General features: G+C 45.4%; 14 protein-coding genes. 6 read left to right on the plus strand and 8 right to left on the minus strand.

Annotated features, from left to right (window positions below; all coding sequences use genetic code 11):
* Positions 1-91 precede the first annotated feature (91 nt).
* Entirely contained in the window at positions 92-745 is a 654-nt protein-coding gene (locus WG943_RS16965; RefSeq protein ID WP_340410816.1) for a 2OG-Fe(II) oxygenase, read from the plus strand.
* A gap of 92 nt (positions 746-837) precedes the next feature.
* Here WG943_RS16965 and WG943_RS16970 read toward each other — a convergent pair whose 3' ends face one another.
* Positions 838-1839: a sugar nucleotidyltransferase gene (locus WG943_RS16970; protein WP_340410818.1), complete on the minus strand. Its 1002-nt coding sequence runs from the start codon at positions 1837-1839 to the stop codon at positions 838-840.
* Between the two features lie 247 nt (positions 1840-2086).
* On the opposite strand from WG943_RS16970, the gene WG943_RS16975 reads away from it, so the two are divergent.
* The 4 genes from WG943_RS16975 (at position 2087) to WG943_RS16990 (ending at position 6737) form a co-directional block, all read left to right on the plus strand.
* Entirely contained in the window at positions 2087-2665 is a 579-nt protein-coding gene (locus WG943_RS16975; RefSeq protein ID WP_340410819.1) for a LemA family protein, read from the plus strand.
* Between the two features lie 67 nt (positions 2666-2732).
* Positions 2733-3170 carry a TPM domain-containing protein gene (locus WG943_RS16980; RefSeq protein ID WP_340410821.1) on the plus strand — a complete coding sequence of 146 codons (438 nt, stop codon included), beginning with the start codon at positions 2733-2735 and terminating at the stop codon, positions 3168-3170.
* A gap of 7 nt (positions 3171-3177) precedes the next feature.
* Positions 3178-3957: a TPM domain-containing protein gene (locus WG943_RS16985; protein WP_340410823.1), complete on the plus strand. Its 780-nt coding sequence runs from the start codon at positions 3178-3180 to the stop codon at positions 3955-3957.
* A 176-nt stretch (positions 3958-4133) separates the two neighbouring features.
* Positions 4134-6737: an ATP-binding protein gene (locus tag WG943_RS16990; RefSeq protein WP_340410825.1), complete on the plus strand. Its 2604-nt coding sequence runs from the start codon at positions 4134-4136 to the stop codon at positions 6735-6737.
* Between the two features lies 1 nt (position 6738).
* On the opposite strand, the gene WG943_RS16995 is transcribed toward WG943_RS16990, so the two are convergent.
* The 4 genes from WG943_RS16995 to WG943_RS17010 all read right to left on the minus strand — a co-directional run bounded on the left by WG943_RS16995 (position 6739) and on the right by WG943_RS17010 (position 9576).
* Positions 6739-8103, minus strand: coding sequence for a sigma-54-dependent transcriptional regulator (locus tag WG943_RS16995; RefSeq protein ID WP_340410827.1), 1365 nt, complete (start codon positions 8101-8103; stop codon positions 6739-6741).
* 209 nt (positions 8104-8312) lie between these two features.
* Entirely contained in the window at positions 8313-8657 is a 345-nt protein-coding gene (locus WG943_RS17000) for a hypothetical protein (RefSeq protein WP_340410828.1), read from the minus strand.
* 296 nt (positions 8658-8953) lie between these two features.
* Positions 8954-9172: a hypothetical protein gene (locus WG943_RS17005; protein WP_340410830.1), complete on the minus strand. Its 219-nt coding sequence runs from the start codon at positions 9170-9172 to the stop codon at positions 8954-8956.
* Positions 9173-9219: 47 nt separating this feature from the next.
* Positions 9220-9576: a hypothetical protein gene (locus WG943_RS17010; RefSeq protein ID WP_340410832.1), complete on the minus strand. Its 357-nt coding sequence runs from the start codon at positions 9574-9576 to the stop codon at positions 9220-9222.
* Between the two features lie 292 nt (positions 9577-9868).
* On the opposite strand from WG943_RS17010, the gene polA reads away from it, so the two are divergent.
* Positions 9869-12721, plus strand: coding sequence for a DNA polymerase I (gene polA, locus WG943_RS17015; RefSeq protein ID WP_340410834.1), 2853 nt, complete (start codon positions 9869-9871; stop codon positions 12719-12721).
* A gap of 80 nt (positions 12722-12801) precedes the next feature.
* Here polA and WG943_RS17020 read toward each other — a convergent pair whose 3' ends face one another.
* From WG943_RS17020 to WG943_RS17030, 3 genes are all read right to left on the minus strand, one after another.
* Entirely contained in the window at positions 12802-13662 is an 861-nt protein-coding gene (locus tag WG943_RS17020) for a hypothetical protein (protein WP_340410836.1), read from the minus strand.
* Between the two features lie 172 nt (positions 13663-13834).
* On the minus strand, positions 13835-15256 hold the full coding sequence (locus WG943_RS17025; protein WP_340410837.1) for an SGNH/GDSL hydrolase family protein: 1422 nt from the start codon (positions 15254-15256) through the stop codon (positions 13835-13837).
* A 15-nt stretch (positions 15257-15271) separates the two neighbouring features.
* Positions 15272-16507, minus strand: coding sequence for an OmpP1/FadL family transporter (locus WG943_RS17030; protein ID WP_340410839.1), 1236 nt, complete (start codon positions 16505-16507; stop codon positions 15272-15274).
* Positions 16508-16579 lie beyond the last annotated feature (72 nt).

Raw genomic sequence — 16579 nt, forward strand, 5'->3', positions numbered from 1 at the left:
AAAAATCTTGGTTGAGTGCGTATACAACGGATGCTTTTACTCGTTACTTTTGCGGGCTTTTATACTAAGCTTATAAAATTTTGTTCTGGTGATGGAAGAAGTAGAAGACGAAAAACTGCTGCAGAAATTCGAGCAGATAGCTGATAGGCTGTCCGAAAAAGGCTATGCTATTGTTGACAACTTCCTGGTGCCCGAGGAGGTGCATAACCTACTAGAGGTGCTGCAACACCATCAGGAGCAGGGCACTTTTAAAAAAGCAGGCATCGGCACTGCCGACCATTTTACTGTAGACAAGCAAGTACGCGGTGACTTTATTCGCTGGATAGAACCAACGGAAGCGCTGCCGCCAACCCAGATCTTCTTAGACCGAATGCATGAGGTAATGCGCTACATTAACCGCACCTGCTTTCTGGGCCTCAAAGATTTCGAGTTTCACTTTACGGTTTATCCTCCGGGTACTGTTTACCAGCGCCATTTAGACCAGTTCCAAACCAACGATCACCGCCGCCTCTCGTTTATCTGCTACCTAAACGAAAACTGGAAACCTGAGAACGGCGGCAACCTGCGTTTATACTTACCAAACGAAGATGGCTCTGAAGAAGAGGTAGATATTCTGCCAATCGCCGGCCGCCTTGCCTGCTTTAGAGCAGACATGATTCCGCATGAGGTGCTGTTAGCTAATCGCCACCGCTACAGCCTTACCGGCTGGATGCTGGACCAACTGAATGAACTGACGTTTTTGTAGAGACAAAGGACTCGGTGACAAAGGACAAAAAACCTAAATTATGATAATAAATTCTAAAAGTCTTTTGTCAAACAATCCATTGCCACAACAAACTACTGCGAAAAATTGATCTCTGTACTATCCCCAATGTTCAGGCTGTGACTAAAGCCCCTGAAGGAAGCATCGCTGCCAATGATAGAGTCGTGCATCACAGCGTGGCGAAGTTCTGAGTAAGAACCTATAATTGAGTTACTGATAATGGAATTGGAAATAGTGGTATTATCACCGATAGCCACATTAGGGCCAATTATAGAGTTAGTGATAGTACAGTCCTCGCCTATTGTTACCGGATGAATAATGATGCACCCCGGACATTGCTTGCTGTAGTCAATGGTTTTTAGGTTAGCCCTGTTTAGCAGTGTGGCATTAGCCGCTAACAAAGTATCTTTCTTTCCACAGTCAAACCAATGGTCTACGCTCCACGTCACAATCTTCTCACCTTGTTTAATCATGTGCATCAGCGCATCAGTCAGGTGGTACTCGCCCTGTGTACGTTGATCCTCTGTTATAATATGTTCCAGAGAAGCGACTAGCTTAGCAGGGTTCACAATCTTATAAAGCCCGACCAGCGCAAAATTAGACTTCGGGATTTTAGGCTTCTCCACCACCTTTACTATAAATTCGTCGTTACCTACCTCTGTAACACCAAAAAGCGAGGGTTTGGCAACTTTTTTTACACCCAATACCGAAGTAGGAGCCTCTATAATTGGTTTCAGATCTACGTCTACAATAGCATCACCCAACATTATAAGTACACTTTCATCGTGCTCATAGGTGTGGCGGGCAACCCAAAGAGCATGTCCAAGTCCCTCACGCGGCTGCTGCACTATAAACTCTGCATTTATCTGCGGGTATTTCTTTCGCACATAACGTTCTACCTTCTCACCTAGGTAGCCTATTACAAAAACGAATTCGGTGATGCCAGCCTCTAAAACTTTTTCGATGATGTGCCCAAGTATAGTATTATCAGCAACAGGCACCAAAGATTTTGGCTGCGTATGCGTGTGCGGCCTAAGCTTTGAACCAACTCCTGCTACTGGTATAACTGCTTTCATAAACTATACTTTTCATGCAATATATTGATTTTGTACTAGATTTTAAACTTTGCCTGCCACATTAACGCTATTAAATTACTGTTAACAATGCAGTTACAACACTTGCTGCATGTATTAAAATATACAACCTTGTTAATTTATTCATCTTTTCCCTGCTCAACCAACGTGTATTTATTAAATTCGTACTGATATAGCTTTATTAAGCGTATTGTACCGTATAGTAAAAACATATATACAACCTTAAACCATGAAAAGAATTTTCTTTTACCTGATCGGATTTGTCATTTTAGCTTCTCAATCATCGTGCGGCTATAACACGATGGTGCAGAAAGACGAAACTGTAGAAGCTGCCTGGGCCAACGTTCAAAACTCTTACCAGCGCCGCGCTGACCTTGTTCCAAACCTGGTTAATACCGTAAAAGGTGCAGCTAATTTTGAGCAGGAAACACTTACACGCGTAATTGAGGCACGCGCCAAAGCGACTAGCGTTAACATTAGCCCAGACAACCTCACTCCTGAGAACATACAGCGCTTCCAGCAGGCGCAGGGCGAGCTAAGTGGTGCCCTAAGCCGCTTACTTGTAACCGTAGAAAAATATCCAGAGCTAAAGGCCAACCAGAACTTCCTGGAATTGCAGGCCCAGTTGGAGGGTACTGAAAACCGAATTTCGGTGGAGCGGCGCAAGTTTAATGAGGCTGTACAGGATTACAACACCACTGTCCGCTCCTTCCCTAACAATGTTATGGCTGGCATTTTTGGTTTTGAGCGCAAAGGGCACTTTCAGGCCGAAGCAGGCGCAGAACAAGCTCCAACGGTTGAATTCTAAATTGCTGACTGCTAATTGTTGGTTGATTCTTCACAGATAATTAGCAGTTATTATCAACAACAAAACTATGCCACGAGATATAATAACTCCCGCCGACGAGGAGAAGATAATGGCAGCCATACGCGAGGCTGAGCAAAATACCTCCGGCGAAATACGTGTGCACGTAGAGAGCAACTGCGATAAGGACGTGCTGGACCGTGCCACAGAGGTGTTTGCAGAACTGCACATGCACCAAACCAAGCTGCGAAACGGCGTGCTGTTTTATATTGCCCTCGAAGACCATCAGTTTGCTGTGCTGGGCGATGCTGGTATTAATGCCATCGTTCCGGACCATTTCTGGGAAGATATCACAGAACACGTAATCAAGCACTTTAAGCAGAAGCATTATGCCGAGGGTCTGGCAGAGGGTATTCTAATGGCTGGTGAGCAGCTGCAGGCACATTTCCCTTACGACCGCAAAGGCGATGTAAACGAACTGAGCGATGACGTATCGTTCGGAGACTAATTAACACATGAAAAAACTCTTATTACTGCTGTATTTTTGCGTTTTCACTGTAGCGGCACTTGCCCAAAACAGTGATTTCCCGCCCAAGCCGAACCGCCTCGTAAACGATTACGCCGATATGTTATCTGCCAGCGAGGAACAGGCACTGGAGCAGAAATTAAAAAATTACAGCGACACTACCTCTACACAGATAGCCGTTGTACTGATGAACTCCATTGGCGGCTACGACCCAAACCAGTATGCAGCCGAACTCGGTGAGCGCTGGGGTGTAGGCGCTGGCCAGTACGACAATGGCCTGATTATACTTGTGGCTAAAGACGAACGCACGGTTACTATACAAACCGGCTATGGCCTCGAAGAGTTTGTACCCGACGCTCTAGCCAAACGAATTACAGAACGAACATTAAAGCCAGCATTCCAGAAAGGTCAGTTTTACGAAGGCTTGGAACAAGCCACCAATTTGATTATAGACCTTGCTAGCGGTGCTTACACTGCAGACCAAAGTATGGCAGCCGACAGTGAAAGCGAAGGACCTTCACTTATCTTCATCATCATCATTGTTATACTTGCCCTTATCATTTTCTCTAAAATGGGCGGCGGCAGAGGTGGCCGTGGAGGTGGTGGCAGACGCTACGCCAGAACCTTCGGTGGTCCTGTTATTATACCAGGTGGTTTTGGCACTTTCAGTTCCGGGGGTGGCATCTTCGGCGGAGGTGGTGGAGGCGGTGGTTTTGGCGGCTTTGGAGGAGGTTCTTTTGGAGGCGGCGGAGCCAGCAGCAGTTGGTAATAAAGTTTAGAAAAATATGAAGAGGCGGCAAGTATAATCTTGCCGCCTCTTTTGTTTTAGACCGAGTGCATATTTTACTTCTGCATCAGAATTTTAATGTTTTGTAATCATTTTAAACAGATTGGCGTTATAGACCTTTATCACTTCAGAAAGCAGAAAAGCGGGCAAAAGTATAGATGAAGTTGTTTGGCGATAGCATTAAGACAAAAATTGTAATTGGGTTTGGACTAGCTTTAAGTATGGTGGTAGTGGCTGTTTACCTGACCTATGCCAGCTTTACCCAACTGCTCAGCTCTGTGGACGAGCTCTCTAAGCCCAACATCAAATTAAATAGCCTGCAGCACACGCTGGCAACTATCTCTGCGGCAGAAAGCTCCATCAGAGCCTATACATTAACAACGAAAGAGCATCACTTTAAATCTTATCTCAGCCACCTCGATACCATAGAGAACCAGCTGGACAGCCTGCGTACGTTATTGCAGGACAACAAAACTGAGGTGGCACAAATAGACTCTATTGCGGTATTACTAAAGGCTAAACAGGTAAACATGCACCGCTATGTAGCTCTTAAGAAGGAACAGCAGCGCCTCAATCCATCTGACCAAGCTTTGCGCCGGATCGCTTCTGCAGCAGAGCCGAAGCCAACCTCTACCACCATTCGGCAGCACACCACTACTACTATTTCTGATAGGCTACTGAAAGTGCCTGAATACAGCGAGCCGCAACAGGAAGAAGAGCAGGAAAAGAAAGGCTTTTTAAATAAACTATTCTCTCGAAAAGATAAAGAAAAGCAACAGCCTACCGCACCGCCGCAGGTAATTAAACCAGAATTAAGCGTTACCCGCGAGGTTAGAGTTGACACCAGCAAAGTAGCCCCACCTGTAGCCCAATTGGCTAAAGTGCGCAGCATCCTGAAAAATGTAAAGCGTGAGTCGGATAAAAAGGAGGCTTTATTACAGGCCGAAGAACTGACTTTACTGCAGCAGGACAAAAACATTATGGACCAGATCAGGGCGATGATGTATGAAATGGAGCAGTACGAGCAGGCACAGTCGCAGTTAAACTCTGAAAAGGCGCGCACAGAAGCAAAGAAAACCTCTACCATACTTTTACTGGTTGGCATCTTAGGACTAGGCGGTGGCGTAGCGTTTATACTTTTGATCCTGCGCGATATTACCCGCAGCAACAACTACAAAAGGAGCCTGATCAGGGCGCAAAAGGCGTCGGTGCAGCTGGCAAGGGCAAAAGAGGCTTTTGTTGCCAACATGAGCCACGAAATGCGTACGCCGCTAAACGTTATACTTGGCTTCACAGAGCAATTACAGCACACCAACCTGCAAAAGCAGCAGCAAGGGCACATACAGGCCATTAACAGCGCCGGGCAACACCTGCTGCATATTGTAAACGATGTGCTTGATCTCTCTAAAATTGAGGCCGGAAAACTGAATATCAACCCTGTTCCTTTTGGTTTAAAACAATTAACTGCAGAACTGGAACAGGCATTTAGCTTAAAGGCAGCTGCTAAAGGCATTAGGTTAAGTTGCCAAGTTTCTGATAATATACCAGATGCACTACAGGGTGATGTAATTCGTATTAAGCAGGTGCTGTTTAACCTGATTGATAACGCCATAAAGTTTACCCACGAAGGACTGGTACTGGTGGATGTTGTACTAAAAGGCCAGCGCCGCAACAGGATTACAATAAGTATAACTGTAAGCGATACAGGCATTGGTATACCTAAAGACAGGCTACAGCATGTATTCGGGGAATTTAACCAGGCAGATGACTCTATACTTCGAAAGTATGGCGGCACCGGCCTCGGCCTATCGATCAGTAAAAAACTGGTTGAGATGCAGGGCGGAACCTTAACCGTGAATAGCGAAGCAGGCAAAGGCACCAGCTTTACCATGGTACTGCCACTGCTACTGGCACAGCAAAGTATAAATGCACCAGCACCTGCCGCACTCACTACAGGCTCCTTTACAGGCTATACTGCCCTTGTGATAGATGATGATACCTACAGCCGTACGTTAGCTGAACTCATACTAAACAGGTGGGGCATGCAGGTGCACCTGGCTAATGATGGGCACGAAGCGCTTGACTTGGTAAAGGAGCATACGTATGATGTGGTGCTAACAGACCTGCAGCTGCCCGGCGTAAGCGGAAAAACAGTTTCAAGGGCTATCCGGAAATATAACAAGCAGGTACCTATACTTGCCCTTTCGGCTAACATCCTCAGCAACGACCCTGACTTCTTTAAAGGCGCTGCAATTGTTGGGCACCTGCTAAAGCCATTTACCGAGCAGGAGCTGCACCAGCTATTGGCAACTGTACTGCCTGTACAACCCGCTGTAGCACCTGAAGTCCAAAGTATAGCATCTGTTACTCAAGAGAAACAACCAGATGATAAACTTTTCAGCCTAGAAGAGATACGTCTTTTTACTGGTCCTGATAACCAGATGCTGGCGATGGTTCTGAAAGTGTTGCTAGCAGATCAGGAACAAAACCTGGTTCAGCTAAAATCCTACGCACTAACAGCTGACTGGGATAAGGCAGCTAACGTTGCGCACAAAATGATTACAGGTTTCAGGCAATTAAAGGCAGATACGGTGGTGCCCTACCTGGCGGAGCTGGAGCAGGTACTTCATGTAAAAAATCCTGATGTACATAAACTACCTGAAACAGCAGAAGTGATAGTGACTAATGCAACTATTGTACTACAGGCATTGCAGCAAGAACTGGTAACTTTAAAACAAGAAGCTAAGCAGGAAACGGCTTAGTCTACGCTTCTATATTATATTGCCTGAGTTTGTTGTAAAGCGTTTTGCGATCGATGTTGAGCAGGCGTGCTGCTTTGGATTTGTTATACCTTACTTGTTCAAGCGTTTTAAGTATCATCTCACGCTCGTTACGTTCGGTTATACTTTTCAGGTTTGTTTCAGATTGCCCTGCAGCCATACGTATACTTTCTGTATTGATTACAGGTTCTGGTTTGTAGTTAACCACCTCCGGCGGTAGTACCTGCAGGCTAATCGTATTTCCTTTTGTTAGCAGCACGGCACGCTTTATCACATTTTTTAGCTCGCGCAGGTTGCCCGGCCACCTGTAATGCAGTAGCACCTCTTCTGCATCGCTCTCAAAGCCTGTAATATTTTTCTCCAGTTCCTGATTTGCCTGCTGCAGAAAATGCTTTGCAAACAACAGTACATCACCGTTGCGCTCGCGCAGGGGCGGTATGTTTATTTTAAACTCGTTCAGGCGATGGTACAGGTCTTCGCGAAACTGTCCGTTGTGGATTGCTTTTAATAGATCCTCGTTAGTTGCAGCAATTACGCGCACATTTACATCCAGGTCGGTGGTGCTGCCAATTTTCCGAATTTTACGCTCTTGCAAAGCCCGCAATAGTTTCACCTGAACTTCATAAGGCAGGTTCCCGATCTCATCCAGAAACAAAGTACCGCCATCAGCTGCTTCAAACTGTCCTTTTTTATCAGTTAAAGCTCCTGTAAACGCTCCTTTTACATAACCAAACAATTCGCTTCCGGCAAGTTCCGTAGATAAGGCTCCGCAATCTATAGCGGCAAAAGGTTTATCGCGGCGCTTGCTGTTTTCGTGTATCGTACGGGCTGCATACTCTTTGCCTGTGCCGCTCTCGCCTTCTATAATTACAGAAAGGTTGGTAGGAGCAACCAGTTGTATAAACTCATCTATCTGCTCTGCTTCGGGGCTGGTGCCATGCACAAACGCTGAATTAGCTGATAGTTGTGGAGAAACTGGTACATCTTCTTTCTTTTTTAGTGTGCTTTGCACCAGCAGCAGCGTCTCGTCGGGGTTTATTGGTTTTGTGAGGTATTCCAGCGCACCCATTTTTATAGCTCTTACCGCAGTCTGTATATCTGCGTAAGTTGTCATAAGTATAACAGGAAGCGTGGGAGAAATTACTTTGATCATGCTAAGCAACTCAAGACCATCTTTATCAGGCAACCTAAAGTCAGTAAGCACCAGGTTAAAAGTATGACCCCTAAGCAATCTGAGTCCTTCTTCTGCACTATGCGCAGTTTGCACCTGGTACTGCTGTTGCTTTAAAAAAGCACTAAGCATCAGGTTGAAGGCAGGATCATCGTCTATAACGAGTATTTGTGGCATAAGGGCGAAAACAAGTACTGGTAAGGGTTATCAGCACTTTCTTTAAACAGCAGTATACTATGTAAGGTTATAGCTAAGTTTAAACTGTCTGCTACATACGCACAGATTAGCATATTGTTTTGTATTGCCTTTGGTTGATATGCATGGGGTAAACATAAAAAAAGCCTTCGTTACCGAAGGCTTTTTTTAACATAGTTCTACTTGTACTACTATTCCTCTGACTTTACTGCTGTACCGTCTTCATTGAAGCGGGCTACGGCGCGCTGGTTTGTGCTGTTTGTAAACTGTACTTCGTAAGTTGGTTTCGCACCCTCTGTGGCTGCAGCAATTTTATATACTTCGCTTACCGTCCAGTCCTGGAACTTCTCATTGTTAAGTGCTTCCTTAATAGACTGTGGTAATTGGTCTTGTGTGATCTTTGCTTTGTTAGCATCCTGCGCAGGAGTTTGCTGTTGCTGCATAGGAGTTTGCTGTGTGTTGCTCTGTGCAATAGTGTCTACAGATGTAAAGCCTACTAATGCGATTGCTGCTGCTAATACAGTTATTTTTTTCATGTTTTATTGGGTTAAGTCTCACTTTGTTTAACTACTGGCATATAGGAGATAACTGTGCCAAAACGCTACGCAACATATAACTAACTAACAATCAGTTTATTAAACAAACATCAGCACAACACCAGAGCGAGTAACTACGTGCCACATTGGGGTATGGCAGGAACAATGTGTAGAGATCTTCCCCACATTACTTATCGAGCATAAAAAAAGCCCCCGCGCCAACGGAAGCTTCTTTCGTAACTTAAATATGAATGGCTTTAGCCACATAACTGACTTTATTTATCAGCCTTTGCTAACTAACAGTTGGTGCAGTTTTGTTGCTCCGTGTAAGCTTTGCGCAGGGCAGGTAAAAACTTATGAAGTTCGCCAGTTGTTCGGCCTCTGTTATTACAGTGGGCCCTTAATGTATAACCTGGCGGGGCATTAGGCCTTGCCGGGTGCTGCGACGAGGCGGCCAGTTTAACGGCCGGTTCGGTTAATGCAGCAGCAGCGGCTAAAACACTCATTTGATTCATAATTAATCTGGTTAATGCGGTTAGTCTATTTTTATTAAAGCAAATACTTAATTTCTTCCTGCAACTACTTTCCCGTTTCTGTAGAACCGGGCAACTGCTCTTTTATGGCTGGCATTGGTAAGGTATACTTCGTACATCGGCTTTGGATCTACTTGTTGCACTGTGGCTTTAACAAAGTATACTTCGCTTACCTGCCAATCCTTCAGAGACTCGTGTTTTAATGCTTGTCTCACAGCTTTGGGCAGTTCAGCTTTATCAATTTGCTCTTTACCGGTTTCCTGCGTCACACCTTGCATTGCGCCCTCCGGCAACTGCGAAGATGCGGCATAAGGGGCTTGTGCCTTTGCACTTGTAACAAGTCCTACGGCTACTAACACAATAGCAAGAGCAAATATTTTATTCATGTAATCTGTATGCGTATTAAGATCAATTCCCATTAAAGCATAACCATGCCAGAAAAGTTCATCGTTTTTAAAACCCTTGAAATAAGCTAATTAAGCACACGTATACTGCTAACTGCTGCTGCTGCTGGTTTCAGAAAGTGTGGAAAAAAGCCACACTTTGTAGCATTGTGCCACATGTTGTACTAAGAACCACAACTGCTCTTGCGGCTAAAAGTATAAATTACCTGCATGTGCAGTTTAAACTGCTGCTGCTGCAGCCAAAAGAGTAGCCAAAAATGATTAAATTAGCCCCATGAGTGAACCACGTAAGAAACTGTTTCTGCTAGATGCTCTGGCATTGATATACCGCGCACACTTTGCCTTCAGCAAGAACCCGCGCATTAACTCCAAAGGTATGAACACCGGGGCTGCCCTGGGCTTTACCAATACGCTGGTAGAGGTACTGCAAAAAGAAAAACCGACCCATATTGGTGTAGCCTTTGACTCTGCGGCCAAAACCTTCCGCCACGACAACTTTGCCGAGTACAAAGCCAACCGTCAGGCCATGCCGGAGGATATATCGCTTGCCATACCTTACTGCAAAAAAATTGTAGAGGCTTTTAACATTCCGGTGCTGATCATGGATGGCTATGAGGCCGATGATATTATCGGAACCCTGGCCTGTAAAGCAGAGAAGGATGGCTTTGATGTGTACATGATGACGCCGGACAAAGATTACTGCCAGCTGGTTACTGACCATATCTTTTTGTACAAGCCTGCTTTTATGGGTAACGCTATCGAAGTATGGGATGTGCAGAAGGTGCTGCAGAAGTGGGAAATTGAGCGTGTAGAGCAGGTAATTGATATACTTGGCCTGCAAGGGGATGCCGTGGATAACATACCGGGCATACCGGGCATAGGCGAGAAAACGGCTAAGTCGCTGATTCAGCGCTTTGGCACTGTAGAAAACCTAATTGCAAACACTGGCGAGCTTAAAGGCAAACAAAAAGAGAACGTGGAGAACTTTGCTAACCAAGGACTGATGTCTAAGGAGTTAGCAACCATACACCGTAATGTACCTATTCCATTCAGTGCCGAGGCCCTGCATTACGACGGCCCTAACGAAGAACACATAACAGAGCTTTTTGCCGAGCTGGAGTTCAGGCAGCTGGCACAGCGCGTACTTGGGCAAACACTGGCATCTGCCACTACAGCCGCTGCTATTAAACCTGCCGCACGCAAAGGAAAAGCATCGGCAACATCTGCCCAAACGTCACTTTTTGATGCACCTGCTACAGAGGTAGCTGAAGATGTAGCCATAGAAGATGCTGCTCCTGTGCTGATGCGGAGTTTTAAAACCACAAAGCAGGATTATCACCTCATCGATACGCCAGAGCTGCGCCAGAACCTGATCAGCTATTTACTTAAACAGGACGAAATTTCTTTCGACACCGAAACCACAAGTATAGATCCGATTACGGCTGCTTTGGTGGGGATGTCGTTTTGCTACCGCCCAGGCGAGGCATATTATGTGCCCGTACCACATAACAACCTGGAGGAGGCGCAGCGCATTGTAGATGAGTTTAGAGAGGTACTGGAGAATGCTAACATTGCCAAAGTTGGCCAGAACATCAAGTATGATATTCTGATTATGAAGAGCTATAAAGTGGAGGTGCGGGGGCCGATATTCGACACGATGCTGGCACACTACCTGCTGGAGCCGGAAATGCGTCACAACATGGATGTACTTTCTGAAACCTACCTCAACTACAGCCCTATTCCTATCACTGACCTTATCGGGCCAAAAGGAAAAGGACAGAAAACCATGGCAGACCTTGCCCCAGAGGATGTAAAGGATTATGCCTGCGAGGATGCCGACATTACACTGCAGCTTAAGTTATACTTTGAGCCGCTGCTGCAGGAGCAGGGCCTGATGAAGCTGTTCAATAACGTAGAGAACCCACTGGTGCAGGTGCTGGCTGATATTGAGAAAGAAGGAATAAGCATTGACTCTAATGCCTTGGCGGATATTTCGGAGCAGTTGGAAGCGGAGATCACAACTATAGAGAAGCGCATTTTTGAGATTGCCGGCGAGCAGTTTAATATCGGCTCTCCGAAGCAATTAGGCGAAATACTTTTTGATAAGCTGGAGCTGCATGGCAAATCCAAGATCAAGAAAACCAAAACCGGACAGTATGCCACAGGCGAGGAAATCCTTACTAAAATGGCATCTGAGCACGAGATCGTAAGGCTTATACTGGACCACCGCCAGTTAACTAAGCTAAAATCTACGTATGTGGATGCGCTGCCGCAGCTGGTTTGCGAGTTGGATGGCCGTGTGCATACCTCCTTTAACCAGGCTGTAACCGCCACAGGCCGTTTAAGCTCTACCAACCCGAACCTGCAGAACATACCAATCCGGACGGAGCGTGGCCGTGAGATTCGCAAAGCTTTTGTGCCGCGTAACAGCGACCATCTCATTATCTCTGCCGATTACTCGCAAATTGAACTGCGTATTATAGCTGATTTTAGCGGAGATCCTACCATGAAAGAGGCTTTTAAAAATGGATTGGATGTGCATGCCTCAACGGCTAGTAAGGTATTTCATGTGCCCCTAGAGCAGGTAGACGGCGAGATGCGCCGAAAAGCAAAAATGGTGAACTTCGGTATCATCTACGGTATTTCGGCATTTGGTCTGGCAGAGCGTCTGGGTATACCGCGCCGTGAGGCTGCTGATATTATAGAGGCGTACTTCCAGGAGTTTCCGGCTATAAAAGAGTACATGGATAGCGCGATAGAAAAGGCTCGTGAAACTGAGTATGTAGAAACATTGCTAGGCCGCCGCCGCTACCTCCGCGACATTAACTCCCGCAATGCTACCATTCGTGCCTTTGCCGAAAGGAACGCTATCAACGCACCCATTCAGGGCACAGCCGCCGACATTATAAAGATTGCCATGATCAACATACATGACTACTTAAAGGAGGAGAAGCTGAAAACACGCATGATCTTACAGGTACATGACGAATTGCTGTTTGACGTGCCGAAAGACGAAGTGGAGATTGTTACGCCAAAGATCGTGGAGTTGATGACCAATGCCATGCCACTGAGCGTACCAATGGAAGTTGGCTTAGGCGTTGGAGAGAATTGGCTGGAGGCACACTAAAGTATAACTCCATAAAGTATAAAACAGCAGCGGCGCTCTATTAAAGGGCGCCGCTGCTGTTTTATACTTTATGGTAATTGTTAAGCCAGCTCCTGCAGCCACTGCTGGGCCACTTGGCGTGCTGTAGTAGTAGCTTCTTTTCCCGCTCTAAAGGCTTTCTTCCAATCTCCTGATTTAGACTCGAAGGTCGGGTTTACAAACTTCATCTTGCCACGGCCATTATCTTTCAGCTCGGCATTGAAATCAATGTCTTTGGTTTCGTTCAGGAACTGCTGCAGGCGCATCTTAACAAAGGCTTGTGAGTTAGCCGGAAACTGCTTCTCCCATTTAGCCAGGTTTTCTTTGTAAGCTTCTTTTTCGTAAGCGTTGTTTTGAGCAGATCCCGTTGCCAGCATCTTTACCATCTCACTATTTGGGTTTTCGTACTCTTTAAGCTGAGTTTTTAACATGGTTAAGGATTCAGCCATCATCTTCTTCGTCTCGCTATCCATTTTGGCCATTGCCTCTTCGGTGCTCTTTATGCTTTTCTTTAGGTCGGTTACCATCTTCTCCCGAATCTCAGCTTCTGTTTCGGCTGGGGCTGGTTGTGTGGGTTTGTGTCTTGCCCTTAGTGTTTCATACTCCTTCTTAAAGGCATCGCTTTGGGTATGCTGCTTTGCATAGGCCATCGCATCTTTTACGATGGCGGCTCTATCGCCAACAGCTATACTTTTAAGGTTTCGGGTATTTACATGCGCCAGGTACCCTTCCAGAAAAGAGCGGGTAATACTTTGGTCGGCTTCAGATTGGCTTAGCCCTAACCGCTGGAATACGGCATCTGAGACACTGCGCGTAGTAAAGGAAAATAGGCCAATGCAAACAATTGCAAGAATAATGGCTGTTACAAGAGACAATACGCCTCTTCCTGTGCTCCCATCAAGAGCAAAGTGATCTTTTTTCATAGTTGTAGGTTTGGTAGTGATAGTTTAAAACACAAAACTATAATACCTGCACCATAAACCAACATCAGCCAAGCTAATTTTTAGTAAAAGAACTGAAACACAGGATGTAGCATAAAAAAAGCACCCCATCTTGAGGTGCTCTTTTTATACTTTAAACTTTATACTTTTACTACTATGGTAGCAGAACTGCTCTGTATTGGGTTTCGTCAGCTTTTGGTACACTGGCGCTATACTTTGCATTGATCGCACCAATCATTTCGTTTGCAACAATAGCGTAACCGCGAGGCGTTAGGTGCACCCCATCTAACGAGAACAGGTTACCTGTAATGAACGCTGGGCTATAGGCTACACCATTTCTGCCAAACCCGCTCTGGATACTGGTAAAGTATGCGTTAGCATCCCATAATGCCAATCCTTTTGCCTGCGCCTGCGCCTTGATGATATTGTTAAATGATGTAGTGGCAGCTTTTACACTATTCTGCTCATTTACATCAAGCAATAAAGCACTTGGCCATGGATTCTCTCCTGAAAATCCAAACATCTTTGTAGTATCTACACTATAGTTCAGAAGAAGCTGCGCTAGTGTGCCTCTTACAATTAGTGGATCCTGGCTTGGGCTAACCTGTCTTGCAAGGTCTCTCCAATATTTACCGGTCGGCTGACCCAACAATGGAGCATATGATGCGCCTGTTAGCGTAAACAGTACTCCATTCTGAGGAGCATTAATCTGAGCTGTTGCCACCTGAATTCTGTCTTTGCCAGCTCCAGTTATAGCAACCATACCAGGTATGTTGTTATCTGTTAAAGTTTTCTTAACCGATGGGCCTACAGTTGTGAAGAAAGGGATACCCGTAACATCCGGAATTGTTGCAAGAATACCCTCCTGACCATTTGCTGTTAACGCATTTACTAGCTCAGAATAATTTGCATCAAATAAATTAACTGGAGTAATAGCATTAGATGTAGCAGAAGATGCACCTCCAGAAGTGGCATAGCTTAAAACATCATTGTTACCCAGCCACAAGCTAAAAAACGTGTGATCTGTAGACTGCTGTACACGCTGCAAGTAAGTCTGACCAGCCTGATTATCTGGTGTAATACGCTCAAAGTAAGGATTACCTTGTGCACTACCGTAACCCTGTACTTTAATTTCGGCTACTTTAATGCCTGGTACTCCCAGATTTTGAACAGGATCTGTAAACTTTGTGAATAGTACAGGACTAGCACTTCGGATAGCACGTTCAGTAGTTACTGTTTCTGTAATTGGGCTGCCTGTAGGTGTAAATCCTACAAGTCTTAAGTATCCTGATCCGTTTCTTTGGTTTTCTGGAAACAGAGGCTGAACAAAGTTACCTCCACCCACTTCTCTAAACTGATCTGCCAGTATAGCAGGATAAGAACTCAACTGTCCTTCACGGTATAAACCATTATCCTGAAAGCCTGCTGTAAGTGAGTTTCCTACAGCTATGTATTTAGAAAAGTTTGCTTCGCTACCCGCCGTTGGATTCGGCGTATCGATCTCTGGTTCGCAGCTTGTTAAAAGTACACCGGCAGTTAAAGCCAGTAAACTCGATTTATAGAAAATATTTTTCATGACTGTTTCGGGAAATTAAAATTTGAAGTTCAGGCCTATACCTGGAATGTAAGCAACAGACTTAAAGGTACCTGGTACGCCTCTTGAAAACTCAGCTGTATCAGTTCTTTCTTTTTTGTTGATGTAAAGGAAAGATGCATCTATGCTGAAGTTATCAGAAATAGAATAACCAATACCAGCAGAAAGACCGCGAGAGTCAGCATCTGGTGTTTCAGGAGTTAAGTAACCATCCTGTACCGGAGTCTGGTCTAAATAAGCACCGGCACGTAAGGCAAGCTTATCATTTACCTGGTACTCGCCACCTATACGGTAGATAAAGGCATCATCGTAGTTTCTGGCACTTTCAGACACATTAGAACCGCCTACTGGCTGTGTAAAGTCAAAGCGAAGCGACTCGTACTCGCTCCAGCCAACGTGGCTAACATCGGCAGCAAGTGTTAACTGCTCGTTTACTTTATATCCAATACCCACTGATAGTGTAGCAGGCAGTGGCAGCGTAGCCCCGAACTGCGTTCCTTCCGGGAAGTTACCTCTGGCTGCAGCAGGTATGTTAGAGAACATAACATCTCCTTCTTCTACTTCAAGCTCTACTTTAGAGCGGTAATTAACACCGATTGATAGTTTTTCTGTAGGCTGGAAGAAAACACCGGCATTGAAACCAAATCCTGTCTTGGCACCGCCATCCAGTTCGATTCCGCCTTCAGTGCCATCTTGGTTTTGCACCGGCAACACACGCTTTAAATTCACACTACCGGTTGCCACAGTTAAGCCTACACCAACGCCAATTTTATCAGAGATTTTATAACTTACAGTTGGCTGAACGAAAATTGCCCGCAGGCTAATATCCTCCAGACCAAAGCGGCCAGTCCACTGATCACCCCATGTAACGCCACTGCCAAACGGAGTATATACACCCAGGCCAACAGCAAGTTTGTCGTTAACTTTATAGGCTCCATATGCCTGGAAAGGAGTACCCATATCGTTATCAGCTTGCGTAACCGTGTTAGACTCTAGTGGGCTGTAGGCAATCTTTGAGAATAAAGCACTTGCACCAATAGTTACTCCATTCTCGCGAATAAAGCTCATGGCACCAGGGTTAAAGAAGATGCTGGATGTTCCGGTCTCGATACCTGTACCAGTGTGGCCCATACCAATCTGGCGCTGGCTAGCCAGGTTAACCTGATATCCTCCGGCCATGGCTGTACCTGAGAACAGTACACCTCCAAGTAAGGCTAGTAATTTACTTTTCATATAGAGCAGTTTAAAATAAAGGGTGATAATACATCTAAACAAATATATACATTTTTCATACGCTGCATACCG

The organism is Pontibacter sp. H249 (assembly GCF_037892465.1).
In the GTDB taxonomy this organism is placed as follows: domain Bacteria; phylum Bacteroidota; class Bacteroidia; order Cytophagales; family Hymenobacteraceae; genus Pontibacter.

What these genes read in the sequence shown, in the direction of transcription:
- WG943_RS16965 (WP_340410816.1), top strand. Translation starts at nt 92, where the DNA reads ATGGAAGAAGTAGAAGACGAAAAACTGCTGCAGAAATTCGAGCAGATA.
- WG943_RS16970 (WP_340410818.1), bottom strand. Translation starts at nt 1,839, where the DNA reads ATGAAAGCAGTTATACCAGTAGCAGGAGTTGGTTCAAAGCTTAGGCCG.
- WG943_RS16975 (WP_340410819.1), top strand. Translation starts at nt 2,087, where the DNA reads ATGAAAAGAATTTTCTTTTACCTGATCGGATTTGTCATTTTAGCTTCT.
- WG943_RS16980 (WP_340410821.1), top strand. Translation starts at nt 2,733, where the DNA reads ATGCCACGAGATATAATAACTCCCGCCGACGAGGAGAAGATAATGGCA.
- WG943_RS16985 (WP_340410823.1), top strand. Translation starts at nt 3,178, where the DNA reads ATGAAAAAACTCTTATTACTGCTGTATTTTTGCGTTTTCACTGTAGCG.
- WG943_RS16990 (WP_340410825.1), top strand. Translation starts at nt 4,134, where the DNA reads ATGAAGTTGTTTGGCGATAGCATTAAGACAAAAATTGTAATTGGGTTT.
- WG943_RS16995 (WP_340410827.1), bottom strand. Translation starts at nt 8,103, where the DNA reads ATGCCACAAATACTCGTTATAGACGATGATCCTGCCTTCAACCTGATG.
- WG943_RS17000 (WP_340410828.1), bottom strand. Translation starts at nt 8,657, where the DNA reads ATGAAAAAAATAACTGTATTAGCAGCAGCAATCGCATTAGTAGGCTTT.
- WG943_RS17005 (WP_340410830.1), bottom strand. Translation starts at nt 9,172, where the DNA reads ATGAATCAAATGAGTGTTTTAGCCGCTGCTGCTGCATTAACCGAACCG.
- WG943_RS17010 (WP_340410832.1), bottom strand. Translation starts at nt 9,576, where the DNA reads ATGAATAAAATATTTGCTCTTGCTATTGTGTTAGTAGCCGTAGGACTT.
- polA (WP_340410834.1), top strand. Translation starts at nt 9,869, where the DNA reads ATGAGTGAACCACGTAAGAAACTGTTTCTGCTAGATGCTCTGGCATTG.
- WG943_RS17020 (WP_340410836.1), bottom strand. Translation starts at nt 13,662, where the DNA reads ATGAAAAAAGATCACTTTGCTCTTGATGGGAGCACAGGAAGAGGCGTA.
- WG943_RS17025 (WP_340410837.1), bottom strand. Translation starts at nt 15,256, where the DNA reads ATGAAAAATATTTTCTATAAATCGAGTTTACTGGCTTTAACTGCCGGT.
- WG943_RS17030 (WP_340410839.1), bottom strand. Translation starts at nt 16,507, where the DNA reads ATGAAAAGTAAATTACTAGCCTTACTTGGAGGTGTACTGTTCTCAGGT.